This is a genomic window from Fischerella sp. PCC 9605, assembly GCF_000517105.1.
In the GTDB taxonomy this organism is placed as follows: domain Bacteria; phylum Cyanobacteriota; class Cyanobacteriia; order Cyanobacteriales; family Nostocaceae; genus PCC9605.
The window spans coordinates 2,677,704-2,702,967 of the sequence record NZ_KI912148.1; the positions used below are offsets into that span (position 1 = coordinate 2,677,704).

At 43.4% G+C, this 25,264-nt stretch carries 26 protein-coding genes and 1 pseudogene; 11 read left to right on the plus strand and 16 right to left on the minus strand.

Features of this window, described 5'->3' with window-relative positions:
- The first annotated feature begins 43 nt into the window (after positions 1–43).
- Positions 44–763, plus strand: a complete 720-nt coding sequence (pepE, locus tag FIS9605_RS0114095) for a dipeptidase PepE (protein WP_026733163.1) — start codon at positions 44–46, stop codon at positions 761–763.
- On the opposite strand, the gene FIS9605_RS40975 is transcribed toward pepE, so the two are convergent.
- The 6 genes from FIS9605_RS40975 to FIS9605_RS0114125 all read right to left on the minus strand — a co-directional run bounded on the left by FIS9605_RS40975 (position 676) and on the right by FIS9605_RS0114125 (position 6,948).
- Entirely contained in the window at positions 676–975 is a 300-nt protein-coding gene (locus FIS9605_RS40975; protein WP_269321036.1) for a helix-turn-helix domain-containing protein, read from the minus strand. The genes pepE and FIS9605_RS40975 overlap by 88 nt on opposite strands.
- A 173-nt stretch (positions 976–1,148) precedes the next feature.
- Entirely contained in the window at positions 1,149–3,380 is a 2,232-nt protein-coding gene (locus FIS9605_RS0114100) for a glycoside hydrolase (RefSeq protein WP_026733164.1), read from the minus strand.
- Positions 3,381–3,611: 231 nt separating this feature from the next.
- Positions 3,612–3,842 (minus strand): NifU family protein, encoded by a 231-nt coding sequence (locus FIS9605_RS0114110; RefSeq protein WP_026733165.1) that lies wholly within the window; start codon positions 3,840–3,842, stop codon positions 3,612–3,614.
- 167 nt (positions 3,843–4,009) lie between these two features.
- Positions 4,010–4,660, minus strand: a complete 651-nt coding sequence (locus FIS9605_RS0114115) for a DUF3386 domain-containing protein (protein ID WP_026733166.1) — start codon at positions 4,658–4,660, stop codon at positions 4,010–4,012.
- A gap of 125 nt (positions 4,661–4,785) precedes the next feature.
- Positions 4,786–6,537 (minus strand): ATP-binding protein, encoded by a 1,752-nt coding sequence (locus FIS9605_RS0114120; protein ID WP_026733167.1) that lies wholly within the window; start codon positions 6,535–6,537, stop codon positions 4,786–4,788.
- A gap of 174 nt (positions 6,538–6,711) precedes the next feature.
- Positions 6,712–6,948 carry a hypothetical protein gene (locus tag FIS9605_RS0114125; RefSeq protein WP_035139802.1) on the minus strand — a complete coding sequence of 79 codons (237 nt, stop codon included), beginning with the start codon at positions 6,946–6,948 and terminating at the stop codon, positions 6,712–6,714.
- A 413-nt stretch (positions 6,949–7,361) separates the two neighbouring features.
- On the opposite strand from FIS9605_RS0114125, the gene lepA reads away from it, so the two are divergent.
- The 3 genes from lepA (at position 7,362) to FIS9605_RS0114140 (ending at position 11,318) form a co-directional block, all read left to right on the plus strand.
- The gene (gene lepA / locus FIS9605_RS0114130) at positions 7,362–9,173 is read left to right on the plus strand and encodes a translation elongation factor 4 (protein WP_026733169.1); all 1,812 of its coding nucleotides are present in this window, start codon (positions 7,362–7,364) and stop codon (positions 9,171–9,173) included.
- Positions 9,174–9,261: 88 nt separating this feature from the next.
- Positions 9,262–10,044, plus strand: a complete 783-nt coding sequence (locus FIS9605_RS0114135; protein WP_026733170.1) for an Rpn family recombination-promoting nuclease/putative transposase — start codon at positions 9,262–9,264, stop codon at positions 10,042–10,044.
- 86 nt (positions 10,045–10,130) lie between these two features.
- Positions 10,131–11,318 (plus strand): RNA-guided endonuclease InsQ/TnpB family protein, encoded by a 1,188-nt coding sequence (locus tag FIS9605_RS0114140; protein ID WP_026733171.1) that lies wholly within the window; start codon positions 10,131–10,133, stop codon positions 11,316–11,318.
- Between the two features lie 156 nt (positions 11,319–11,474).
- Here the strand turns inward: FIS9605_RS0114140 and FIS9605_RS0114145 are convergent, their stop codons facing one another.
- Positions 11,475–11,882, minus strand: a complete 408-nt coding sequence (locus FIS9605_RS0114145) for a lysozyme inhibitor LprI family protein (RefSeq protein WP_026733172.1) — start codon at positions 11,880–11,882, stop codon at positions 11,475–11,477.
- A 246-nt stretch (positions 11,883–12,128) separates the two neighbouring features.
- On the opposite strand from FIS9605_RS0114145, the gene FIS9605_RS0114150 reads away from it, so the two are divergent.
- A complete protein-coding gene (locus FIS9605_RS0114150) occupies positions 12,129–12,881 on the plus strand; it encodes a TerC family protein (RefSeq protein WP_026733173.1) in 753 nt (250 codons plus the stop codon).
- 124 nt (positions 12,882–13,005) lie between these two features.
- Here the strand turns inward: FIS9605_RS0114150 and ndk are convergent, their stop codons facing one another.
- Positions 13,006–13,455 carry a nucleoside-diphosphate kinase gene (ndk, locus tag FIS9605_RS0114155; protein WP_026733174.1) on the minus strand — a complete coding sequence of 150 codons (450 nt, stop codon included), beginning with the start codon at positions 13,453–13,455 and terminating at the stop codon, positions 13,006–13,008.
- A 257-nt stretch (positions 13,456–13,712) separates the two neighbouring features.
- Between ndk and speA the strand changes: the two genes are divergently transcribed.
- Positions 13,713–15,731: a biosynthetic arginine decarboxylase gene (gene speA, locus FIS9605_RS0114160; protein WP_026733175.1), complete on the plus strand. Its 2,019-nt coding sequence runs from the start codon at positions 13,713–13,715 to the stop codon at positions 15,729–15,731.
- 69 nt (positions 15,732–15,800) lie between these two features.
- Here the strand turns inward: speA and FIS9605_RS0114165 are convergent, their stop codons facing one another.
- From FIS9605_RS0114165 to FIS9605_RS0114185, 5 genes are all read right to left on the minus strand, one after another.
- The gene (locus FIS9605_RS0114165; RefSeq protein WP_026733176.1) at positions 15,801–16,967 is read right to left on the minus strand and encodes a sugar phosphate nucleotidyltransferase; all 1,167 of its coding nucleotides are present in this window, start codon (positions 16,965–16,967) and stop codon (positions 15,801–15,803) included.
- A gap of 349 nt (positions 16,968–17,316) precedes the next feature.
- Positions 17,317–18,150, minus strand: coding sequence for a segregation/condensation protein A (locus FIS9605_RS0114170; RefSeq protein ID WP_026733177.1), 834 nt, complete (start codon positions 18,148–18,150; stop codon positions 17,317–17,319).
- 98 nt (positions 18,151–18,248) lie between these two features.
- Positions 18,249–18,614 (minus strand): LapA family protein, encoded by a 366-nt coding sequence (locus FIS9605_RS0114175; RefSeq protein WP_026733178.1) that lies wholly within the window; start codon positions 18,612–18,614, stop codon positions 18,249–18,251.
- A 498-nt stretch (positions 18,615–19,112) separates the two neighbouring features.
- Positions 19,113–19,250, minus strand: coding sequence for a hypothetical protein (locus FIS9605_RS42670; RefSeq protein WP_155960418.1), 138 nt, complete (start codon positions 19,248–19,250; stop codon positions 19,113–19,115).
- The gene (locus FIS9605_RS0114185; protein WP_026733179.1) at positions 19,247–19,441 is read right to left on the minus strand and encodes a ribbon-helix-helix protein, CopG family; all 195 of its coding nucleotides are present in this window, start codon (positions 19,439–19,441) and stop codon (positions 19,247–19,249) included. Before FIS9605_RS0114185 ends, FIS9605_RS42670 begins: the two co-directional genes overlap by 4 nt.
- 149 nt (positions 19,442–19,590) lie before the next feature.
- On the opposite strand from FIS9605_RS0114185, the gene FIS9605_RS0114190 reads away from it, so the two are divergent.
- The 3 genes from FIS9605_RS0114190 to FIS9605_RS0114200 all read left to right on the plus strand — a co-directional run bounded on the left by FIS9605_RS0114190 (position 19,591) and on the right by FIS9605_RS0114200 (position 22,813).
- Positions 19,591–19,812, plus strand: a complete 222-nt coding sequence (locus FIS9605_RS0114190; protein ID WP_026733180.1) for a hypothetical protein — start codon at positions 19,591–19,593, stop codon at positions 19,810–19,812.
- A 209-nt stretch (positions 19,813–20,021) separates the two neighbouring features.
- Entirely contained in the window at positions 20,022–21,992 is a 1,971-nt protein-coding gene (gene acs, locus FIS9605_RS0114195; protein WP_026733181.1) for an acetate--CoA ligase, read from the plus strand.
- Between the two features lie 158 nt (positions 21,993–22,150).
- Positions 22,151–22,813 carry a tetratricopeptide repeat protein gene (locus FIS9605_RS0114200; RefSeq protein WP_026733182.1) on the plus strand — a complete coding sequence of 221 codons (663 nt, stop codon included), beginning with the start codon at positions 22,151–22,153 and terminating at the stop codon, positions 22,811–22,813.
- 87 nt (positions 22,814–22,900) lie between these two features.
- Here the strand turns inward: FIS9605_RS0114200 and FIS9605_RS37060 are convergent, their stop codons facing one another.
- The gene (locus FIS9605_RS37060) at positions 22,901–23,356 is read right to left on the minus strand and encodes a helix-turn-helix domain-containing protein (RefSeq protein ID WP_051469995.1); all 456 of its coding nucleotides are present in this window, start codon (positions 23,354–23,356) and stop codon (positions 22,901–22,903) included.
- A 151-nt stretch (positions 23,357–23,507) separates the two neighbouring features.
- Here FIS9605_RS37060 and FIS9605_RS0114210 point away from each other — a divergent pair, with 151 nt between their 5' ends.
- Complete coding sequence (locus tag FIS9605_RS0114210; protein WP_155960419.1) at positions 23,508–23,672, plus strand: hypothetical protein; 165 nt, start codon at positions 23,508–23,510, stop codon at positions 23,670–23,672.
- A 112-nt stretch (positions 23,673–23,784) separates the two neighbouring features.
- On the opposite strand, the pseudogene FIS9605_RS42675 reads toward FIS9605_RS0114210, so the two are convergent.
- Positions 23,785–23,966: pseudogene (locus tag FIS9605_RS42675) on the minus strand (IS982 family transposase); the annotation flags it as partial.
- Positions 23,967–24,144: 178 nt separating this feature from the next.
- Between FIS9605_RS42675 and FIS9605_RS44060 the strand changes: the two are divergent.
- Entirely contained in the window at positions 24,145–24,330 is a 186-nt protein-coding gene (locus FIS9605_RS44060; protein WP_197036035.1) for a hypothetical protein, read from the plus strand.
- Positions 24,331–24,384: 54 nt separating this feature from the next.
- On the opposite strand, the gene FIS9605_RS0114220 is transcribed toward FIS9605_RS44060, so the two are convergent.
- On the minus strand, positions 24,385–25,197 hold the full coding sequence (locus tag FIS9605_RS0114220; protein WP_026733184.1) for a DUF928 domain-containing protein: 813 nt from the start codon (positions 25,195–25,197) through the stop codon (positions 24,385–24,387).
- Between the last annotated feature and the right edge of the window lie 67 nt (positions 25,198–25,264).

The following is a 25,264-nucleotide window of genomic DNA, read 5'->3' on the forward strand; positions in this document are numbered from 1 at the left end:
GATCTCGTAACCATTCACAAAACTTTGTTACATTTAGACTTCTATGGAAAAAAGATTATTGTTGCTCAGCAATTCAACCAATGTTGGTGAAGAATATCTGTGTTATGCCCGTCAGGAAATTCAGAATTTTTTAGGAGAATCTGTCAAGAAAATTTTGTTTATACCCTTTGCAGGTGTTACTGCAAGTTTTAATGCATATACCAAAAAAGTTGGCCAAGTATTTAAAGATATCGGTTATGACATTGAAGCCATCCATCTAGCCGAAAATCATCATGAATTGATAAAAAAAGCAGAAGCTATAGTAATTGGGGGTGGAAACACTTTTTATCTAGCTCATTGGCTACACAAAATCGGAGTTCTCGAAACAATCAAAGAAAGAGTAAATAACGGAACACCTTATATTGGCTGGAGTGCAGGCTCAAATATTGCTTGTCCTACAATCAAAACAACTAACGATATGCCAATCATTGAACCTTTAAGTTTTAGCGGATTAAATCTAGTTCCTTTTCAGATAAATCCTCACTATACGGATGCAGTTATTCCAAATCATCATGGAGAAACAAGGGAAATAAGAATCAGAGAATTTTTAGTTGTAAATCCAGATGTTTACGTAGTTGGTTTAAAAGAAGGAACCATGTTAAAGATTGAAGATTCATCAATGAAATTGATTGGCAATCAAACAATGCGACTATTCAAGTTTAGAGAACCAATTGTTGAATACGATTCCAATTCCAACCTTGACTTTCTCTTAAGTGATTGTTGAAGAACAGCAGCAGTTGGTTCTTGCAACCATTCATAATCAGGCAGTTTCTTTAACTGGGTAAGGTATGAAGCCATCTGGCAATAAGTCATGCCCTTACCCGTTTCCTCATATTGAGTATTAGTTTTATTGAGGTAAAAATTCCAAACAAAACGAGCGCATCCAAAGTTTTGAGCTAAGGACACTTCCTGCTCTTTGTTTGGATAAATTCTCACCTTCAATACGTCTATAGGAATCCGGTTTGATTATTGAAAAAATCTACGTATCTTTTCAAAAATCAAATACTAGTCCTATAACATCAACATGATTTTGGAAACTGTAGTGGTAATATACTATTTACCGCTATTACTTGTCTTCTAATCAACCAACTACTGACTACTAACCTTCCTCAAGGTACTTCTATTGGAATCAAACCATTCTCCGGCAGATAATTACAAAAACGCCCTTCATCCGCAAATACTAAAATCAGACGTAGAGCATAATCTGGTTGAACTTGCAAATCTGCCCACGGTACTGCAATCTCTAAACAACGGTCTAAAGCTACTTGTGCCCGACTAGCACGCGGATGCCATTGATAATGCTCCGCCGCTTCTCGAAACTGAATCGATAGCGTCAGCAAATTAATTTCTAAATGATGGTGGAATAGGTAATTAACTGGCTCGACATCTGGCACTTCCGCCAAAGGAACAGGGCTGTTGTGCATTGTCATACCAGGATAGAACCACAACAAATTCAATTCTGCTGGCAAATCCCGTCCCGGTTGAACGCCGGATCTGAAATCTACCCGTAAATAAAAATTCAGGTGATCGACTCCATACCACAGGCGCTGGATAACACTGCTGCTGTGCATTGTTCCGCGTGCGCCGCCGATTTCTATGCGTCCGGCTTTATCCCAGTCTTGCTCATCTCCCTTACCATCAATGGCTGGATGAATAAAGCTTTCTGGACGGTGATCTGCTCGTGGGGCGTGGGATTCTACAGGTTGCCGCAAATAAGGGGGTATGGGTTCATTCAAAGCTTTGTAAATGCCACACAGATGTTCTCGAAATAACTGGTCAAAAATAGCATCCTGATTCGAGGAATGTCCTTCACCAAACCACCAGAACCAATCAGAACCCTCTGCTGCATACAAAGCTTCCCAGACTGCTGGGTTGTTTTCTTCTGTGGCTTCTGGATGGCTTGCCAGCATCGCCCGTGCTTCTGCTAAGTAGTCCCAAGCGCGATTTTTGGCGGGGTCGCCAATCCAGGTGGTAAAGCTGCCATCAACCCAGGAACCGCTGTGCAGTTGATTGGCGGGAATTGTCACCCTTGGCGGAAACTGTTCGAGAAATTCTGAGACTGTGACGAGTTTTAGGTGTGGTTCTCGCTCTAGGGTTGCATACAAAGCTTCTAAGAACGGTTTGCCATCTTGAGGGTAAAATTCCCAGCAATTCTCGCCATCCAAAGCGATGGTAACTAACCAAGGTTGTTCGCTGTGGTGTTCTCTTTGCATTCTGGCGATCGCTTGCAGGTGTCCGACTAAATCTGCTGCTGCCTGTTTTGGCGGCATAGAACCATAGGTGAAACCAATTAAATCCGATAATCTATGATCGCGGAAAACAATCGCCAAATCACCTGCTGGGGTTTCCAAGCGGTACGGTCGATACATTAACTCTGGTTCTTGGACATTACCCGCCCCATCGCGGTGAAAAAAGTGGCGTAGCGTCCATCCCAAGACGGCTTCGTCTGAGCAAATCCACTTAAATCCTTGTTTGCTAATATACGGTAATATCTCTGGACTTACTGACTGTTCCGATGGCCATAAACCACGCGGTTCTTGACCAAATCTATCTAAATATAAATTCCAAGCTTTATGCAAATGCCGCGGAATATCTTCTGGCCACTGAAATCGATATTTGGGCAAAGTCATATTTGGCACAGCTACCCGACCAGAATTAGTATCGGCAAGCAAGGGCAAAATCGGGTGAGTGTAGGGCGAAGTTAATACCTCAATCTGCCCTCGTTCTTGCATTTTCCGGTGTTGCGGGATGATGCGACCAAGGATGTCTCGCTGTTTAGAGTAAATTCGCTGGCGATCGCTTAAAGTAAAATTTCGACCCTGTTTTAACCACGTATCGATTTCTGGGTCATCCCAAAATAAAGGGTCAATCCAAGCCAGATTATGCCAAGCTAATAAGTCGCTGTAATCCTGTTCTTGCCAATTTGTCAAACACCAAGTTTGCCCTTGCTCCTGCCTTTGGCTATATAACTCGCGATAGCGGGGATGGGGGTCAATCAGAGTGTGGTGATTAGCATCAAAAAAGTGCTGGATAATAAATTCCCGCTGTTTTTGAGTCAGTTGTTCTGTAGGTGTGAGAGTAACTTCTAGGTAAGGGTCAAAGGCAGTACCTGCGATGTAATCTTCTAGCTGCAATATCAGCGATGGTACTAAATTCACGGCTTGGTGTAACTTAGGATACCGTTCTAGAAGAAGTACCAGATCCAGATAATCCTTAGTACCGTGCAAACGTACCCAAGGCAAGCGATACTGCTGAGATAAAGAAAGCGAAACGCCGCTGCGAGATTTGTACAGCGGCTGATGTTGATGCCAGATGAAAGCGACGTAGAGGGGATGAGACATAGGCTTATTTGGGGATTGGGGATTGGGGATTGGGAATTGGGAATTGGGAATTGGGAATTGGGAATTGGGAATTGGGAATTGGGAATTGGGAATTGGGAATTGGGAATTGGGCATTGGTTATTCTCCGCGTCCCCCTGCTCCCTTGTCCTCCTTGTTCTCTTTGTCTCCCTTGTCCCCTATCCCCGTTCCCCTTTCCCCTTTCCCCACTACCCATTACCCATTACCCATTACCTAAATTACTTGCTCAACTTCTGCAATTTCGGGAATCATTTCTTTGAGGCGACGTTCAATACCCATTCTCAGGGTCATTGTGGAACTTGGGCAAGCTCCGCAGGCTCCTTGCAACCGCAGCTTGACAATGGGGCCATCAAGTTCTACGAGTTCCACGTTGCCGCCATCAGACATGAGATAAGGACGCATTTCATCTAAGACAGTTTCTACATTTTCAGTTGTTAGTTCCATAGCTTCAGACCTCTTTTGAGAAGAAAATTTTATCTTCTATGTTTGTTAACTACATCCTAGTACAAGAAGGTAGAGAGCAGAGGGCAGCTATGTTGAAGGCTCATTGATGATCATTTGTTTTTTGTTTGGTATTCATAACTAATAACAAAGGACAAATGACTAAATAACTAAACAGCTGCTGATTTTATCAACTTGATATTAGAGTAATTGAACTCAGTAGTAGTTTTTTCTCCATCTATAACCTCTTGCACGACCTGCTTAGTCATGATGTAATAGTTGCCTATTTTTTCATAGGTGTCTTCAAATTTCAGAATGCTAGTAACTTGGTTGGTTTGCACGTTGTGGAAGGTGGCATCGTAGCGAGTGGGAATATAACCTTCACCTGTATCCAAACTTTCGTAAGTATCAATTACAAAATTCATGCGACCCATAACTCGACGCACTTGGCAAACTTGCCCATCCCGGATTTTATAATTAGAATCCATTGAGTCGCCCTTGACCAAGATTTCCACCGCATCGGTGTTGTCTGATTCACCGAAAACAAACTCGTGCTTGCCATGAGATTCCTCAAAAGGAGTGCGTTGGCGGTGAGTGACTATATCCTGCAACTGAGTATAAATACCTTCTTCGACTTGTGGATCGGTAACTCCCGTAACTTCTAGGCTCATATCGTGGTTAATGCGAATGTGTCCCGTGTAAACCTCTGCACCCTGCATTACTTGCACATCCGCACTATAGCCAGGAAAGTTTTTGTCCCAAGTGTAACGACTTTCGTAAGCGGTTTGGAATAACTCGCGGGCTGTGTTTGGAACTGTCATACAACCACTTTTGACTTCACCTTTCTCAGTTTAGTCTACTGAGGGATCAAATCTACTTTCATAGTCAAGAGTCAAGAGTCAAGAGTCCAAAGTAATTAAAAACTAGTTTGACCCTTGACTGTTGACTAATCTTGTGAATTACCTTCAGTTGAGGAAACCATGACAGGTTGTTGATACAGTGGTACGGTGAAAGTGACTGTGGAACCAAGTCCTTCGCCTAAACTGTAAAAATGCACTTCTCCACCCATTGCTTCTACCAATTTTTGAGATATGACCAGTCCTAAGCCTGTACCGCCATACTGACGAGTGCGGGAGCCATCGACTTGCGAGAATAGTTGAAATAGTTTGTCTTGTTTGTCGAGAGAAACGCCGATGCCGGTATCTGCCACACGCACTCGCAACATACCGGGGAATTCCTGGTCTTTAAATACCACTTTTTTACGAACTACATCAGTGTTAACAGTGACACCACCTTCATGGGTGAATTTGATGGCGTTGCCAACTAAGTTCAGCATCACCTGTTTAAGGCGTTGATAGTCGCCATAGACGAGAATTTCATCGGAGGTTTCAGGTAAATGCATCCGAAAACTGAGCCTTCTTTGTTCTGCTTGCAGACGCATAAAGTTACCTACATCGCTAAACAGTTCTTCCAAGCTTACTGCTCCAAGTTCCAGTTCCATTTTGCCTGCTTCGATTTTGGCAAAGTCTAAAATGTCACTGATCACATCTAGTAGATGCAGCGATGATTTGTGAGCTTCAAGAAGAAACTGCCTTTGTTCTTCCGGATCGTCAGCCATCCCGTCCAAAATCAATTTTAAAAAGCCAATCATGCCATTGAGTGGCGTTCTAATTTCATGGGAGACGTTAGCCAGAAACTCACTTTTGAGGCGGGAGGCTTCTTCTGCTTGTTGGCTTGCTGCTTCTAGCTCTTTGTACAAAGTCGCGTGGGCGATCGCTGTACCCAATTGATCCGCTACTTCTTTAGCCAGTTCGAGTTCTGCGGCCGTCACGCCATAACAATTATCGCACAGACTCACAGCAATCAAGCCATTTGGCTGGTCTTGATAGCAAGTTGCGACTACCAAAATTTTCTCTTGCTTAAATAGCGGATGTTTGGGATTTTCATCCAAAATCGGTTCTAAAGTTGCCAAAGCCTGAGCAAAGGCTGGTTCAGAAGCGATATCCACTTCTAATCCCAGCATAGAACCCAATTCTGGCTGGCGATACTCTGCAATTACTTTTAGTTTTTTACTTGACGGTTGGTATGGACAGATAATAGAACGCTTCAATTGCAGCAGTTCTCCTAAACCGTCAACAGTTTGTTGCCAAATGATATCTAAATTTAATGTACGTCGAATATTTCTGGTAATTTGAGTTACCAATTGTTGGTTTTGCTGCGAACGTAATGCTAACTCTAACTCTGTGGGTGGCTGTGCTGTTACGTTCACTGCTGTTTCACTGACTCTAACTTGCAGTAACCTTCCGATCGCCAAAACAGCGATCGCAGGATTACCCAGTGTTGGCAAAATTGGACTAATGGTCAACTCCAACTCTATCAGATGCTTGTGGAAGCTAAACCAGCACTGACACCTTTCTGGTTCCAAAGTTGTGAGTATCCGCTGCAATCTTTCTAAGTAAGCAACTTTGTCCACAGGGGTAAAAACTGCATCGGTCTTGGCATCAGTAACTATTTGCTTGGGATCTAAACCGAACCTTGGGCAGTGTTGCCAATAAAAAGAAAGATACCGCCCAGCCTCATCTTGCGTGTACACCAACTCAGCTCCCAAATTTTTCCATGAGCCATCAGTGTTACTGGTAATAGCTTCCATATTCTCAGACACAAGATTTGGCAGATCGGAATTAGCAGTAATACTCATGACTCGAGTAGGATAGACAAGTGGCAACCCAAACATTTTTGGCTGAAGCTGCTTATAGCTTGGCATAAATTTTTACAGCTTTAGCATTTTTTATTGGGGGTTTTTTCGGTTTTTGGATACGGTCGGAGCAATTCTACACTTTTCAATCCTCCGCTGACAGCTACTTTTTTGACATTAATCGTTCCATTCTCCGCGCGGTGGTATTGGTGTGCGCCTGGGGTTACGCGTTAGTTCATCATCTCTGGGAACCTCACCTCGCAGCCACTGGCGAATCGCCACCTCTATCACTTTACTAGGGTCATTGGTCAAATGGCGAATTTGCTCTAATAACTCGGAGTCCAGACGGATTGCAATTTCTACCTTTTCGGACAGTCTTTGTTCCGCATCGGTAGCTTTGTCTTTCATATTCATAGTTGATATACTCTGAGTCTGTTTGTCAAAGGCTTTGTAAACAGCTTTTTTCAACTTCAGGCAATTGCGGGTTGCACTTCTAGTTCTGTTGTCTGCATTTTGCACTTCTAGATGTTTATTGTACGCTCCAAGTTGGTCAATAATAGAGGCTATAGATAGACCTTTATATATTTGTCAAAGGTCAAGGGTCAAGAGTCAATGGTCAATGGTCATTTGTCACTGGTCATTTGTTAGTAGTTAGTGGTTAGTGGTTAGTAGTTAGTAGTTATTTGTCCCCATCTCTCCATCTCCCCTTCCCCCTGTCCCTTTTCCCCTTTCCCTTTCTCAAAAGCAGCGTCTTAGCTAAGAAAGCATTAAAATACGTTAAGTATATTTCTGTTTTAACCTTGGTTGCTGCTAAGCAAAAAAGTATTATGACTGACGTTCCCGCAGATCGTATTCGTAATTTCTGTATTATTGCTCACATAGACCACGGGAAATCTACCCTTGCTGACCGATTGCTGCAAGTCACCGGCACGGTGGATGAGCGGCAAATGAAGGAACAGTTTCTCGACAACATGGACCTAGAACGGGAGCGCGGCATTACCATTAAGCTGCAAGCAGCCCGAATGAATTACAAAGCAAAAGATGATCAGCATTATGTACTTAACTTAATTGATACTCCAGGACATGTAGATTTTTCGTATGAAGTATCTCGCAGTCTTGCCGCTTGTGAAGGTGCTCTTTTAGTCGTAGATGCTTCCCAAGGTGTAGAGGCGCAGACCTTGGCTAATGTCTATTTAGCACTGGAGCATAATCTAGAAATCATTCCAGTTTTGAATAAAATTGACTTACCAGGGGCAGAGCCAGACAGGGTAATTCAGGAAATTGAAGAAATTATTGGTCTAGATTGTAGCGGTGCAATTCTTGCTTCTGCCAAAGAAGGAATTGGTATTGATGAGATTTTAGAAGCGATTGTGGAGCGCGTGCCGCCGCCACGAAATACAATCAATGAACCCCTAAGAGCGCTGATATTTGATAGCTATTATGACAGCTATCGGGGAGTAATTGTGTATTTCCGCGTGATGGATGGGAAACTGAAGAAGGGCGACCGCATCCATCTGATGGCGTCTGGGAAGGAATACGAAATTGACGAGTTAGGCGTACTTTCCCCCACCCAAAAGCCAGTTGAGGACTTGCACGCTGGAGAAGTGGGTTATCTAGCAGCGGCGATTAAAGCTGTAGCCGATGCACGGGTAGGAGATACCGTCACCCTCACCAACGCCAAAGCAGCTTCACCCTTGCCTGGTTACAAAGAAGCTAACCCGATGGTATTTTGTGGCATGTTTCCCATCGATGCTGACCAATTTGAAGACTTGCGAGAAGCGTTGGAAAAGCTGAAACTCAACGATGCGGCGCTGCACTACGAACCAGAAACCTCTAGTGCAATGGGGTTTGGCTTCCGTTGTGGTTTCCTTGGCTTGCTGCACATGGAAATTGTGCAAGAGCGGCTCGAACGAGAGTATAACCTGGATTTAATTATTACAGCCCCCTCAGTAGTTTACCGGGTAACAACTACCAAGGGCGAGGTACTGGATATCGACAACCCCAGCCATTTGCCCTCTCCCAATGACCGGGAAAAAATTGAAGAACCTTATGTCCAGGTAGAGATGATTACACCGGAAACCTACGTCGGCACTTTGATGGAGTTGTCGCAAAACCGACGTGGTGTGTTTAAAGACATGAAATATCTCACCCAAGGACGCACTACACTCACTTACGAGTTACCTTTGGCAGAAGTTGTCACCGACTTTTTTGACCAAATGAAATCGCGATCGCGCGGTTATGCCAGTATGGAATATCACCTGATCGGCTACCGCGAAAATCCCTTGGTGAAGTTGGATATCATGATTAATGGTGAGCCGGTTGACTCGTTAGCTATGATTGTTCACCGTGATAAAGCTTATGGTGTTGGGCGATCGATGGCTGAGAAGCTAAAAGAATTGATTCCTCGCCATCAATTCAAAGTACCAATTCAAGCGGCTATTGGCAGCAAGATTATCGCCAGCGAACACATCCCCGCCTTGCGGAAAGACGTGCTTGCTAAGTGTTACGGTGGTGACATTAGCCGGAAGAAGAAACTGTTGCAGAAGCAGGCTAAGGGTAAGAAGCGAATGAAAGCCGTGGGTACGGTGGATGTACCGCAGGAAGCGTTTATGGCGGTGCTGCGTTTGGATCAGCAGTAACACCACTCTCAGTCTCTGGTTCTCTCGTTACCAGGCTTGACCTGGTAACTATTTCAACTTAATAAAGGCTGTTTGGTATAATTCCCAGATGTTTGACAACATCTGCAAATTTCTCGCCGAAAACTTCTCTACAGACTTTGCCAGTTGGCTGTTGGGAGAACCTATTACCTTAACGGAACTCAGTCCTTCAGAACTCTCTCTGGAACCAATTCGTGCAGATGCACTGATTCTACTACAGTCAGATCAAACGGTTCTGCATCTAGAATTTCAGACGCAAGCCAATGCTGATATTCCCTTTCGGATGATTGATTATCGGCTGCGAGTCTATCGCCGCTTTCCTCACAAGCGAATGCGTCAAGTGGTAATTTATTTGAGACAGAATAATTCTGAACTAGTACAACAGAATACATTCAGCATTCCAGGGACTCATCATGAATTTGAGGTAATTCGCCTATGGGAGCAGTCAACAGATGTATTTTTGAGAACACCTAGACTGCTGCCTTTTGCTGTATTAAGTCGCACTACAGATCCGGTTAGTGTACTAAACCAAGTGGCAACGACAATTGAGGAAATAACAGAGTCTCGAATTCAAAGTAATATTGCTGCATCCGCAGCGATTTTAGCTGGTTTAGTATTGAAGAAGGAAGTAATTAGGCAAATCTTAAGGGCAGAAATTATGCGAGAGTCAGTAATTTACCAGGACATTTTAGAGAAAGGTAAGGCAGAAGGCAAGGCGGAAGCATTACTACAAGTAGCAAGGAATCTGCTTCAAACTGGTATGCCTTTAGAGCAAATAGTTATGGTAACAGGGTTGTCTGCTGAACAGTTACGATTGTTGCAACAAGAGGGAGAAACCAACCCACCACAATAAGCGCCTATGCGAAATTTAATTGCGATAGTCCTAAAATATTAGTCATTCACATGTCTGTTGACAACAGACCAATTATAACAGTTGTAATGAAAGCCAGATATAAATTCCGTTTCTACCCGACAGACCAACAGCAACAGCTTTTAGCTCAGTTGTTTGGTTGTGTTCGCGTAGTTTGGAATGATGCATTGGCTATTTGCAAAAAATCTGAAAAACTACCAAGTACCAACGACTTGCAAAAGTTGGTGATTACCCAAGCTAAAAAAACTGAAGAACGAGTATGGTTGTCTGAGGTTTCTAACATCCCGTTGCAACAGTCTGTTGCTGACTTAGGAGTTGCCTATCAAAACTTTTTTGATTCTGTTAAAGGTAAGCGTAAGGGTAAAAAAGTTGGCAGTCCGAAATTCAAGAAGAAGACAAGCCAGCAGTCTGCAAGGTTTAGAATTGGTGGGTTCTCAATCAAAGGCAATGAGGTGTATCTTGCAAAAATTGGCAATGTTAAGCCGATTTGGTCTAGGAAACTACCTTCTACACCTACTTCAGTCACGGTAATTAAGGACTGTGCAAACCGCTATTTCCTTAGTTTTGTAGTGGAAGTTGAGCGTATTCAATTCGATGCCAAAAACCAAAGTATCGGTATTGATTTAGGTATTAAAACCTTTGCAGTGATGTCAGATGGATCTAAGGTTGAAAGTCCTAAGTACTCAGCCTTAGACAGAAAAATCCGTAAACTTCAGAAGAAATTAGCCCGTCAACCGAAAGTCTCAAAACGTAGAAATAGAACTCGAATTAGAATTGCAAAGCTGCATAACAAAATTGCAGATACCCGCAAAGATTTCTTGCACAAATTATCTACCAAAGTCGTTAGCGAAAACCAAGCTATCGTTTTGGAAGATTTAAATGTGTCAGGGATGGTAAAAAACCGCAAGCTTGCTAGAGCGATTCGTCTCCAAGGCTGGAGAGAGTTTCGGGTATTGTGTGAGACTAAATCTGAAAGGCTAAACCGGGAGTTCAGAGTAATTAGCAGGTGGGAACCAACAAGCCAAACTTGTTCTTGTTGTGGGTATCGGTGGGGCAAGGTTAATCTCTGTGTTCGGTCGGTGCTGTGTTTAAATTGTGGTACAGAACACGACAGAGACGAAAATGCGGCTAAAAATATAAACAAAGTCGGGATGGGTCATCGCCACGACTCTAAATGGACACAGAGACAGAGTCAGACTACCTCGGTAGCATCAGTCAATGAAGTGTCAAGAATCACCGCACCTTCAGGTCGGTGAGTATGTCAATTTTAGGACAATCACTACTAAGGTAACTTTGCAAAATTCCCACACACAGCATATATAGTGCTTCTTGGTTGAGTGCAATACACCAAAGTCTTGAAATCGCGCTCATCGATTACTACGAACGTGTGCGATCGCCCTGCCTAATATCTTTTACCGCTGATTCAACTGTTGCAATAACAAATTTAAATCTTTTGTGCGTTGCTCGGTGATGCGAGCTAAGCAATTAATTCTGGTGGGTGATTCTAATGAACCCCCTGCATAGATACCGCCCTCAAAAGCACAAGCCGCATCTCGAAACTTTATCCAGGCTAGCTGTGCGTTAGTCAATCTTTTCTTTTGATTTGCGTTTAATTTTGGCTGTAACGCTTGATAAACTTGATTAAGTTTCTTATCAGCCGCCTTATAGGCGCGATCGCCGCAAATTAACATCTCTTGTGTAGTTTGGGGAGCTTGACAGTTGACATTTTGAGTAATTTGTTGAGAACTATGTCCTGCAAAGCTAGGTGCATTAGTAATACCCAACAGCGACAGTGCGGCAAGTGCGAAGAACTTCTTCATAATTCACTCCTGATAAATTAGCATATTAAATCACAATTTATAGCCGTCACCATGTGGATATTACTGTGAATGACTAGCAGTCAATCGGATTTCACACCACGAAAATCGCAATTTCACAACTATATCTTCTGTTCAGAATTCACCAGGCACACGTTAAGCTTGATGAAGGTAGCAATTTATTGCGCTTTTTATATTAATTACTCTTTTGCTGGTAATTTTTAATTTTCACTGCTTGAGAAACTCGGAATGCTAGACCAAATTTTTGATTACCTTCACCTTCATCTCAGCATTGAAGCGTCTATAGTCCTGCTGATCCTGATCTTTCTAGAGGCAGTGCTATCTGCTGACAATGCGATCGCTCTCGCTGCGATCGCCCAAGGATTGGAAGATAAAAAACTTGAACGTCAGGCACTTAACCTGGGTCTAGTCGTTGCCTATGTCCTCAGAATTACATTACTACTTAGTGCTACCTGGGTGCAACAGTTCTGGCAATTTGAGTTGCTAGGTGCAGCTTACCTCCTGTGGCTAGTATTCCAACATTTCACCTCAGAAGAAGAAGAAACCGACGGACATCATCACCACGGCCCCCGTTTTAGCTCTTTGTGGCAAGTAATACCAGTTATTGCCCTGACAGATTTGGCTTTTTCTTTGGATAGCGTTACCACTGCGATCGCTGTTTCTCAAGAAACTTGGTTGGTACTCACTGGTACAACTATTGGGATCGTGACTCTGCGTTTTATGGCGGGTTTGTTTATCCGTTGGTTAGATGAATTTGAGAACCTAGAAGACGCAGGCTATATCACTGTGTCGTTAGTGGGTTTGCGCCTACTGTTGAAAGTGGTCAATGATGCTTTTGTACCGCCAGAATGGTTAATGATTACTGCGATCGCTCTGATTTTAACCTGGGGATTCTCCAAGCGTACCCTAACAGAATTAACACCAGAACCGGAAACAGAAAAGACGGAAATTAATGTAGAGGGACTGGGGACTAGGGACTAGGGCATCGGGCAAGGGGCATCGGGCATCGGGCAATGGGCATCGGGCATTGGGCAAGGGGCAAAGATAATGGTTAAATCCTAATTTCCAATACCCAATACTCAATCCCCAATCCCCGATCCCTAAATTACTCGTGCAACCAAGGCATCAACTGCGGTTGCCAACTCACCAATTCTTCTTCCTTAAACCATAGAGCAATTTCACGCTGTGCTGTCTCGATAGCATCGGAACCGTGGATAATATTGCGACCAATATTTACACCAAAGTCACCCCGAATTGTCCCAGGTTCTGCCGTCAAAGGGTTAGTTGCACCAATCATTTTTCTAGCAGCAGCAACGACGCCTTCACCTTCCCAAACCATCGCTACCACAGGGCCAGAAGTAATAAAATCAACCAACCCTGCAAAAAACGGTCTTTCTTTGTGAACGTCGTAGTGCGCTTCAGCTAATTCCCGGGTAACTTTCATGAACTTTAAGCCCACCAGGGTAAAGCCTTTTGTTTCAAAGCGACGGACAATTTCACCAACTAGTCCGCGCTGTACGCCGTCAGGCTTAATTGCAAGAAATGTGCGTTCCAAAGCTGCTATCTCCTCAAACTGAATGAATTTGTTATTAGTCAAGAGTCCAGAGTCAACAGTCCATAGCCAAGAATCCAAGTTTTCTGTAGTCTTATAGTCTCAAGTTCGAGCCGATAGTGTTTTTACTATTGACTATTGACCATTGACTCAGGATTAATGACCAATCACAGAATATCTTAGAAATTATCTCAGGGTACATGTGTCTGCAAAGATGAATAAGTTAGATTGTTCATGGGTGAAACACAAAGGTCAGGAAAATGCGTCTTGAGTCAACTGCTACATCAGATGAGGTAGTTAAACCGCCCTCCCATAATAGTAAAAAAGCTGAATTGAAGAATCACAAACAAAAGAAACTGCTGCCACCTGCCAGCACACCAGAGGGCACATATGTTTGGAAAATAGAAGATAGCGAAGCGTTGTACCGGATTGAAGGTTGGGGACAACCCTATTTTTCAATTAACGCAGCTGGTCACATTACTGTTTCTCCCAAGGGCGATCGCGGCGGTTCTCTCGATTTGTATGAATTGGTCAATGCTCTTAAACAGCGTAATCTCGGACTGCCTCTATTGATTAGGTTTTCCGATATTTTAGAAGACCGGATCGAGCGCTTGAACGCTTGTTTTGCCAAAGCGATCGCTCGCTACAACTATCCTGGAGTTTACCGTGGTGTATTTCCCGTTAAGTGCAACCAGCAGCGACATTTAGTTGAAGACTTGGTACGCTTTGGCAAACCGCATCAATTTGGCTTAGAAGCTGGTTCTAAGCCGGAATTAATGATTGCCCTGGCAACGCTGGATACACCAGGAGCGTTGTTAATCTGTAATGGTTACAAAGACAAGGAATACATCGAAACAGCGATGCTAGCCCAAAGACTGGGGCAGACGCCGATAATTGTCTTAGAACAGATTGAAGAAGTTGATTTAGTCATCGAAGCTAGTCAACAGTTGGGCATTCAGCCAATTGTTGGCGTGAGAGCTAAACTGAGTACCCAAGGCATGGGACGCTGGGGAACCTCTAGCGGCGATCGCGCTAAGTTTGGTCTGACCATTCCAGAAATTATCCAAGCAGTTGACAAGTTACGTGCTGCTAATCTGTTAGATTCTCTCCAACTTTTGCATTTCCATGTTGGGTCGCAAATTTCTGCCATTAATGTGATTAAAGATGCCATCCAGGAAGCCAGCCGTATTTATGTAGAGTTGGCAGCACTGGGGGCAAATATGAAATATCTCGATGTTGGCGGTGGTTTGGGTGTAGATTACGACGGCTCGCAAACTAATTTCTATGCCTCGAAAAACTACAACATGCAGAACTACGCCAATGATATTGTGGCAGAGCTAAAAGATACTTGTGCTGAGCGAAATATACCTGTACCAACACTGATTAGTGAAAGCGGAAGGGCGATCGCCTCTCACCAATCGGTACTAATTTTTGATGTTCTCAGTATCAGTGAAGTCTTAACCGAACTACCTGAACCTCCAAAAGATGGGGAATCCCACATTATCACCTACCTGTGGGAAACCTACCAGTCAATCAACGAAGAAAATTACCAAGAGTTCTACCACGACGCCACCCAATTTAAAGAAGAAGCCATTAGCCGCTTCAACTTGGGAATATTGAGCATTACCGAACGCGCCAAGGCAGAACGGCTTTACTGGGCTTGTTGTCAAAAAATATTGAACATAACCAGACAGCAAGAATACGTACCAGATGAAATGGAAGACCTAGAAAAAATCATGGCTTCAATCTACTACGTCAATTTATCTGTGTTTCAATCAGCACCAGATTGCTGGGCGATTGACCAATTATTCCCGATTATGCCGATCCATCGCTTGGGTGAAGAACCAACGCGGCGGGGTATTTTGGCAGACCTTACCTGCGATAGTGACGGCAAAATCGATCGCTTTATCGATCTGCGGGATGTGAAGTCTGTCTTAGAGCTCCACCCCTTCAACCCAGGAGAACCTTACTATTTGGGAATGTTCCTCAATGGAGCGTACCAAGAAATCATGGGAAATTTACATAACCTCTTCGGTGACACTAACGCCGTCCATATCCAATTGACACCCAAAGGCTACCAAATTCAACATGTTGTCAAGGGTGATACCATGACTGAAGTAGTAGGATATGTACAGTACGACTCTGAAGATATGGTGGAAAACATCCGCCAGCGTTGCGAACAAGCTTTAGAAGAAAATCGCATTACTCTTGCAGAATCCCAGCGACTGCTGCAAACTTACGAACAGAGTTTAAGAAGATATACGTATCTGAATAGTTAGTAGTTGGTGGTTGTTTGTTGTTTGTGGTTTGGAATAACCAACCAACAACCAACAACCAACAATCAACAATTAACTGGCGTTTGTCCCCAACAATTCTGCGATCGCTTGCCGTTCAGCTGGGGTTTGGGATGGCGGTGTTTGACGAGCATCGGTAATTAGCCAATCTAACGCCGCAGCTTGGACGTCTATTGTTGCCCCAGTCTTATCTACGCAGTAACGTCCAAACACTAACTTATCGACTAGCCGCACTCCCGGCCCCAAGCGCGACCATTCAAAAATTACGCTGTTTTCTACCGTCGCCCCACTGCATATCCAGCAGTTTGGGCCGATCATTGTTGGACCGACTATCTTTGCACCGTCTTCGATTTTGGTCATGGCACCAATGTACACTGGCCCTGTGATATCAACTTTGTCCCAATTTACCGCCACGTTTAAGCCAGTGTAGATACCAGGGGCGACTTGATGACCAGGGATTTGTACGTTTTTGATCTCTCCTAACAGCACACCGCGAATTGCCCGCCAGTAGTCAGGGACTTTACCAATATCCACCCATTCAAAATCCATCGGGATTGCGTAGAAAGGTGCACCCAATTCTACTAGTTTGGGGAATAGTTGGCTGCCAATATCATACTCTGTACCAGAGGGGATGTAGTTCAACACCTCTGGTTCAAAGATGTAGATACCCGTGTTAATGTTTGTGCTAAGGGCTTCATCTACCTTGGGTTTTTCTTGGAAAGCTTTCACGCGGCCATCGTTATCGGTGACAACCACACCATAACTAGAAACCTCTTCCTTGGGAACAGATTTCATGATGATAGTAGCAATTGAACCCTTGGATTTATGCCACTTAACTGCTGCTGTCAAATCTAGGTCAATCAAAGCATCTCCGCACAAAACCACAAAAGTATCGTCAAAAAACGGGTAAAAATCCTGGATTTTCTTCATCCCGCCAGCAGAACCAAGGGCTTCACCTACCAGCGTACCCTCAACAATTCGTCCTTCAAAAGAATAAGCAATTTGTACGCCAAATCGCTGACCATCACGGAAATAGCTTTCAATTTCCTCAGCCAAATGGCTGACATTGACCATAATCTGGTCAAACCCATGTTGGCGTAACAGTTCTAGTAAAAATTCCATCACTGGCTTTTGCAGGATGGGCATCATCGGTTTGGGCATAGTGTACGTAATCGGACGCACCCGAGTTCCCTTACCCGCTGCCAGAATCATCGCCTTCATAAATATTTATTCCTCAACCACAAGCCAGTTAACTTTCAGTGAGTGATACTTAATCATCGGTTTATTTTTGCTCCAAGTCATCCATAAAACCACGTAACACGGTAGTTGTCAGACATGGTATAACCATAGGCATAGCAAGATGACATGTGTTGGCTTAGCGTATCTAAATGCCTACCCCATTCCTTGGAAGGGCTGGCATTTCTAAAAGAAACGCTACTCTGTGAGAAGTCGCCTTATGGGCGTCTACAGGAACATACAAACTATCCCTCATCTTTTCAATTTACTCAGATTTTGGAGTAAGCTGAAATATTTATTCTAATAATCAATTGTATTTATAGGTTAAATACACTCAGTTCATCGACTGTTCCAAATTTTTGCTAATACTTTCTGTATTTGTGAGTAACCGAATTTTGATATCGTGGTAAAACTCGTCTTGAAATAGCTCTACCTTGGATTGAGCCGAGAGCAATAGTAGTGCCCAGAAAACGCTTACTAAGTGGCTATTTGGGGAATTGTGAGCTGATTCATCATGTTCCGTTTGCTTTGTTTGCGTCCACAACTGTACTAGTTGTTCCAAATCCAAGCAATTTTGTTCCAAACAAAGTTCAGCTGCCCAACGGTACAAAACTTGCTCTAATTCTCCTGCTACTTCTGTGAGGTTTTCCTGGTGAGCTAATTCTAATGCTGCTCGCATTGTTTGCAAGCTTGGCTGACGCCGGGAACGGGGCGGCTTGTTGACTTTTTCTACCAGTTTCAGCTGTTCTGCCATGACCTGCAATTGATCGATTAGTTCTTGCAGAGTCACGCGACGCTTTGGTGGAGGCATTGCCGCCGGACGGCGACGCAAATGCCGCTCGAATTGCAATCTATGAGCCTGATAAAGTACTCCGTCTTCAGTTTCTTCCGACAGCACCTCATCTACTAAAGCCTCTTGTTCATCCGCAGCAGATTGCAATTGCATCAGAGTGTTCGCCTTGAATAACACTAGCATTGATGCTGAGAGAATTGCCTGCCCGGACTGAGACAAGTCGGCTTCATAACCTTTTCTTGTTGCCTCCGGTGCCATTAATTCTATGTAACGGTCTATCACCTCTATCACTTGGACATCCCAAGGGTCTATTTTCCCCTCTTCAGCCTGATGTATAAGATTTTCAATTGTTGCCAGTAACTCAGATGCATCCATCAAAAAATTCTAGGGAATTGTGAATTGGGAATTGGAAATGGGGAATTGGGAATAGATGGTTTTCTTTTCCATTCCCCATTCTCCATTATCCATTCCCGTCACTCAGCAATTGCTTGTGCTTGTTTATTTGAATTTGAAGTATCACCTGCTGGTGGTAGGGCCAGTTTTAACGATTGAATTTCTACTTGATACTGTTCTATCCTGCTCTCTAGTTCCTGAATCCGGCCGTTGCTTTGGCGGACTTTTTGACTAGACAGTAGCAGTCGCTGCCAGTGCGTCCAGATACCAAATAACCAAGCAAAAACCGCACCTAAGCCGATCGCTAACAGTAGTTCCACAGAAATCGGTGCTTGCACCTGCACCCCAGGAATGACATGAATTGTGCTTGGTTCGGTGTTCTGTATCGCAAATAAAGCAAAAGCTAAACAGAAGATAAAAATTATTACAAAGTTTACTTGTCTCATTGGAAACCAAATACTACGTAAGATGTTTTGGTTAATGCTTCCCTGAAACTCGCAGTCACTACTATTGTGAATTGTGATTCCTGATTGTGCAACTGTTAATTTGAAATATTTTCAGCAACACAATTGTTGAAAGTTGACAAGCAAATATTATGCGAACAAGTATAAACAATCAAGCTTATCATGAAATTTTGATACTCTTTTTATTTGTAAAAAAAATCAATCTTAAATGAGCCTTTATACTGAATTTTTGTGATGGATTTTTCTGAAAAAACAGCTCGAAAATTCTCTGAGTAAACCAAAAATTCAGCCATAGTTAGGGCTTATTTTAACGTTTGCGATCGCTCACTCTGGCAACTGAAAATCCGGTAACTGGCAAATTGGCTTATCCAACTGGCGGGGATTTTCCTGGTTGAAGCATCAAAAAATCTCGGCATTGTTAGGTTTAAGCAACTTCCCCGACACATACATAAAGCTGTCCCACCCGCAGGTAGGACGGCGTTATAAATTTTCTTCTGTGTTTTTTTCTAACTCTGTTTCAAGCGCTTCTAATTCCTGGATTTTAGACTCTAGGCGCTGTATTTCGTTCTTTTTAGCTGTCAGTTGATCGCGATATTCATCGATCAGCTGGCGGATCATTTTCCCAATAATTGTCTCTCTGGATCTGAAATGTGCAAGTTCTCCTGTCGAGCCATCATCTCTATCAGTTCTGACCTGCTTACTCCAGCTTGAGATGCTTTTAGATCCAAGCGTGCGATCGCTGTCAGAGTCAGAGATATATTGACTCTCTCTTTTGGCTCCTCGTATCTACCGTGTTTCTTCTTCCCCATTGAGTGTAGTTTGCATAATTCTTACACCAGATCCTATCACTTTTTTCTTACACAACATTATTGCATTTCTTACACAATTTTGCTATTAATTAGTGTAATTTTACACAATATCTTCAGAAACAGTTTTCTCAAAAAAATTACCCAAAGCCATGAACCTCGTCGTAGTCAATGCCCCATCCGTAATTAGTTGCAAAACCCAAACACGCGGATGGATAAATCTCACCCATGTTCGGCAACTCGTGCATATATATCACCAGAAAACACTTATACTACTCGTGATTTGGAGCAACGGTGATAGGCAGGTTTTCAGAGGTGAAGATGCAGTTGCCATCATCCGGAGTTGGGAAAATGCCAACAAAATGAAGGGGTGATTTTAAGGCGATCGCTCCAAACCCTGTTTAAGCGATCGCCCTTAATCACTACTTGGCATTCATAAGTATAAAAATCACTATTAATTTTTTAAGAGCAAAAACAATTTGAGAACTGGTCAGCGAAATAATGAAGAACTAGAGTGAATCTAAACACTTCTGGTAAACCTGCGTACAGAATAGTTTCCAGTAACAACAATATTGAAGCGATCATGTCTCAGCCAACAATAGAATCAATCCTGCAAGAAAAACGCCTATTTTCCCCATCCGCTAATTTCTCTCAAAATGCCCATATCAAAAGTTTGGAACAGTACCAGCACCTTTACGAAAAAGCTAAAGCCAATCCCGAACAATTCTGGGCGGAATTAGCAGAACAAGAGTTGCATTGGTTCCAAAAATGGGACAAAGTATTAGACTGGCAACCCCCCTTTGTGAAGTGGTTCGTCAACGGCAAGATCAATATATCCTACAACTGTCTTGACAGACACCTCACCACCTGGCGTAAAAACAAAGCTGCGATTATTTGGGAAGGCGAACCGGGAGATTCGCGCACTCTGACCTATGCACAGTTACATCGGGAAGTTTGTCAATTCGCTAATGTTCTGAAACAACTGGGAGTGAAAAAGGGCGATCGCGTTGGTATTTATATGCCGATGATTCCCGAAGCTGCTATTGCTATGCTTGCCTGTGCCAGAATTGGCGCACCCCACAGCGTTGTGTTTGGTGGTTTCAGTGCGGAAGCTTTACGGGATCGGCTGATTGATGCCCAAGCAAAATTAGTTATTACCGCTGATGGTGGTTGGCGCAAAGATGCGATCGTTCCTCTCAAAGAACAGGTAGATAAAGCTTTAGCCGATGACGCTGTTCCTACTTTGGAAAACGTGCTGGTAGTACAGCGTACTGGGCAAAAGATTCATATGGAACCCGGACGCGATCACTGGTGGCACGATCTGCAAAAGGGTGTTTCCGCAGATTGTCCCGCCGAACCGATGGACAGCGAAGATATGCTGTTTATTCTCTACACTTCCGGCAGCACCGGCAAACCAAAAGGTGTCGTCCATACAACGGCTGGCTATAACTTATATACCCACATGACCACCAAATGGATTTTTGACATCCAAGATACAGATGTATATTTGTGTACTGCGGACGTAGGTTGGATTACTGGACATAGCTACATTGTTTACGGCCCCTTGTCCAACGGTGCAACCACGATTATGTATGAAGGAGCGCCCCGTGCTTCCAATCCTGGTTGTTTTTGGGATGTAATTGAAAAGTATGGTGTGACGATTTTTTATACCGCACCGACGGCAATTCGGGCTTTCATCAAAATGGGCGAACACCATCCCAAGGCACGAAATCTCTCTTCTCTGCGTTTGCTAGGAACCGTAGGCGAACCAATTAACCCCGAAGCTTGGATGTGGTATTACAGAGTAATTGGTGGTGAACGCTGTCCAATTGTCGATACATGGTGGCAAACGGAAACCGGCGGGATCATGATTACACCGCTACCAGGAGCAATTCCTACCAAACCAGGTTCTGCGACTCGCCCCTTCCCTGGAATTCTTGCAGATGTGGTGGACTTGGAAGGTAATGCCGTTGGTGATAACGAAGGTGGTTATTTAATAGTTCGCCATCCCTGGCCAGGGATGATGCGAACAATATACAACGATCCGCAACGCTTCCGCCGCACCTACTGGGAACACATCCCCCCCAAAGATGGACAGTATGTCTACTTTGCAGGCGATGGTGCTAGACGAGATGAAGATGGCTATTTCTGGGTAATGGGCCGCGTAGATGATGTCATTAATGTTGCCGGACATCGCCTGGGTACGATGGAAATTGAATCAGCTTTAGTTTCTCACCCTGCCGTAGCTGAAGCAGCTGTGGTTGGTAAGCCAGATGAGGTGAAGGGGGAAGATATAGTTGCTTTTGTGACTTTAGAAGGCGGTAATAATCCTACTGAAGAACTGAGTAAGGAACTGAAGCAGCATGTGATGAGCGAAATTGGTGCGATCGCCCGTCCCGGTGAAATTCGCTTTACTGATGCTTTACCCAAAACGCGATCGGGTAAGATTATGCGGCGGTTGTTGCGTAATCTTGCAGCCGGACAAGAAGTATCTGGTGATACTTCTACATTAGAGGATAGAAGTGTACTCGATAAGCTGCGGGAAGGTGCTTAATCCGACTGTAGTTTAGATTTAGCTAGGGTGCGTTAATAATGCGTGACGCGCCCTAGATTTTGTTTGTTAGGAACGTGAAGTATATTTTTATTTTTGAAAATTGTTAACATATTTTCTGAGTAGATATAAAACCTGAATCATAGAAAAATTATTACGCGATGAAACCAAAGAATACTCTCAAGCCAGCTTTTTTTAAAACTGTTAGTTGCTTGACGTTAGGTATCTTAACTATCACGAATACGTCTCAATTGGTTGTTGCAGAGATAGGAAGTTCTGCTGTGACTAGACAACACACGCTAGCGCAGTTCTCTGGTTCTGACAGTCAATCGCAAGAGCGATCGCAACTTGTGCAAACTGCAAATACCCTATTCAGCCAGGGTGATTTGACTGGTGCAGAAGAAAATTTACGTAAGCTAATCAAGAAGTACCCAAAGGATGCCTTTGGACACTACCAGTTAGGGAATGTCCTGTTTCGTCAGGATAAAAAAGAAGATGCAATCAAAGCATATCAAGAAGCGATTCGCATAGATTCTAAATACGCACTTGCACACAATGCCATTGGGATTGTTTTTGCAGATCAAGAGCGATGGGAAGAAGCCATTGTAGAGTATAATAAAGCACTAGCAATCAATCCTAACTATGGTGATGCACTCACAAATTTAGCTCAGGCGCTTTGGATACAAGGCAAGCGAAATGAAGCGATCGCATCCTTGGAAAAAGCTTTAAATATTTTTAAAGAGCAAAATAGACCTCAGAAAGTAGAACGCATTGAAAAGATTTTACGGGAAATGAAAACTGGTGATGACCCGACAGTTTCGTAAGTGAAATTGCGCGATCGCCCGTTTCAATGAAATTTGCTTTACCGATGTTTTAGTAAAAACCTGATTCATAACTAGTGGTCTGTCCCATTAATTTTGTTGGGTTGGATAAATCTTTGAAAGCTTAACTCTTGCATCTTCTGTACGAAAACGCCAATCTACACAAACTTGATTAATATTGCGATCGCCTTGCCAAGTTGAAACCTCTTTTTGTAAAGTTTCAATATTAGGAATTCTTCGTTGAAGACATTGACGGAGGAGTACAGACAATTCAGATTCAACCACTATTTCTAAACTCACAAGCTGGTCTGCTAACATTCTTAAAGTCCAACGTGTACTCCCAGCAGGTGCATCACTACAAGTTGTTGCTATTAAGTATGCTTCCGCAAAATTAGTTAACTTTCTTGGCTTACCTGGACGCTTTTTCTCTTTTAATGTTTCTTTTAAATTTTCACAAACGAACTGTTTACGAGTTCGCTCCACTGTGGCCACAGACACATGTAACGCTTGTACTATTGTCTCATCCTTCTTGCCATCTGCTGCCATTAATTATGTATGTGCGCGACGAATTTCTCTGGCTTTTGCTGAACCCTTTGTGACTAGATCCAGTAATTCTTGCCTCTGCGAGATGCTGAGATTAATTTCATACTTCTTGTTCATACACCCTTTTTCCTTATGGGATCTCGGTGAAAATAAAATGTCGGTGCCCTATCAAATATATTTTGGCTCAACCCAAGGACTGGTGGGCGTTGCGCCCCCAGGCGCAACGCGAGGGCACGCTCCTTTTTGCGCCCGAGGATTGGCCTATGCACGCGATCGCCTGTCAGCTTGTGGGTACAGACGCACCCACATTGCTATTTAATCACGATCTAGTGCTACCCAACAAAATTAATGGGACAGACCACTAGCAAGATAATTATTAAAAATTGGAGCCAAGACCGAGGAAGTATTATTTTAACGTGAGTTCGACGGGACTAAAAAATGGCAGGAGGTAGAGTAGGCAAATCTTTTGGATAAAATGTCAATGGCAGGTTTTTTGGGCAAATAGGTATAAGCCGCGCTCACCAGCCATTAAATTCACCAAAAAGTTAAATGGACTACGATGACGATCTGGTTCGATTTGACAAATATTTTTGAGATGGTCATAGACCGACTCGCTTAAGCGCACGTTTACGTAGTTGATGGTAATTGTGGTATTTGCTGCCAAAGGTTTTCCCATGAGGAGCAAAAATCATCTACATCGCAGAAAATTTGTGTGATGTCGAGGCGAGATACAATAGTAGACATAGCCGAAACCTTGATTTTTCTTAGATATTTTTAGTTTCGGCATTTTTTTGTCACTTTTTACCTCTTCTCAATTAATCGTCGTGCTCGTCTGCGCCACTGTGCGCGATCGCTGCCGTGAATCCCAGTTGAGCAATTCTTACATAGCAAGCTTTTTGCCCCTTCCTATCCGTCGAACTCACGTTATTTTACGAGCCATTATTATTCTTAGTATAGAAGAACAGCATGGTTCATAGTAAGTACTTAAGTACTTACTACAAGCCAAGAAGATTTGTAGTCATTAGTAGTCATTATTGGATAATCAAAGGCTGAGTTGCCAAGTCATCCAAGCCAACCGCTGCTAACAAATCTGTCCACTCTGTCTCAAGTGTGCGATTTTGCGGATTTTTCTGCCGCATTTCTGCCAGTGTGGTTAGCGCATCGTACCAAAAAGCATTGTTGGCATAAATAGCAACTTGCTGTAGGGGCTGCGCTGTTTGTAGCTGCTTAGCTACACTCTGGTTGAGGTCTTTTCGCAAAATGACTCCTTCAACATAAATGGGGGCTGATTGCTTTTGGGGATCGCAGTAGACGTTGAAAAACCAGCGATAGCGTTTGCCCACTTGTAGTGGTGGAACACTCTGTGGGATAGGAACACCGATCACACCTGCTTTTTCTGGTAGAGCGATCGCCGTATTGTAGACCGGATCTTTTGACTCATCATCCAGCAATACAAACTCAACCGGATAGCCAGCGCTCTTGGTATAGGGTAGATAAAACCATAACTTCGGGCGTTCTTCAGTTGTCAATCCCCAGACATTTGTCACCGAGGCTGGTTGCTCAGTTAAGGGTACTAGGGCAGTTAAAGGAGGTTTAACATCCGGACAGCTACCTCGTCTCGCTCCACCAAAGCGGCGACCTCCAGGAGCAGGGCCTGGCGGTACTTCAGGCAAATCAACACGAATGGGTTCCTTAGTTGATGGTTGAGTTGAAGTTACTTGTGAAGTTTTAGTAGGGGTTGATACAGAAGACTGTGCCGCAACCAAAGTGAAAGTAGCAAGTAAGCTAGTGCTACTGAGGGCAATTGCCAAAACCAGTTTAATTGGCCGTAAATTGATATTCATAAGCCATCCCTAATATCATTTGTAATTTCAATATTTTTTATTTCTCATATCAATCTAGTAATTGTAC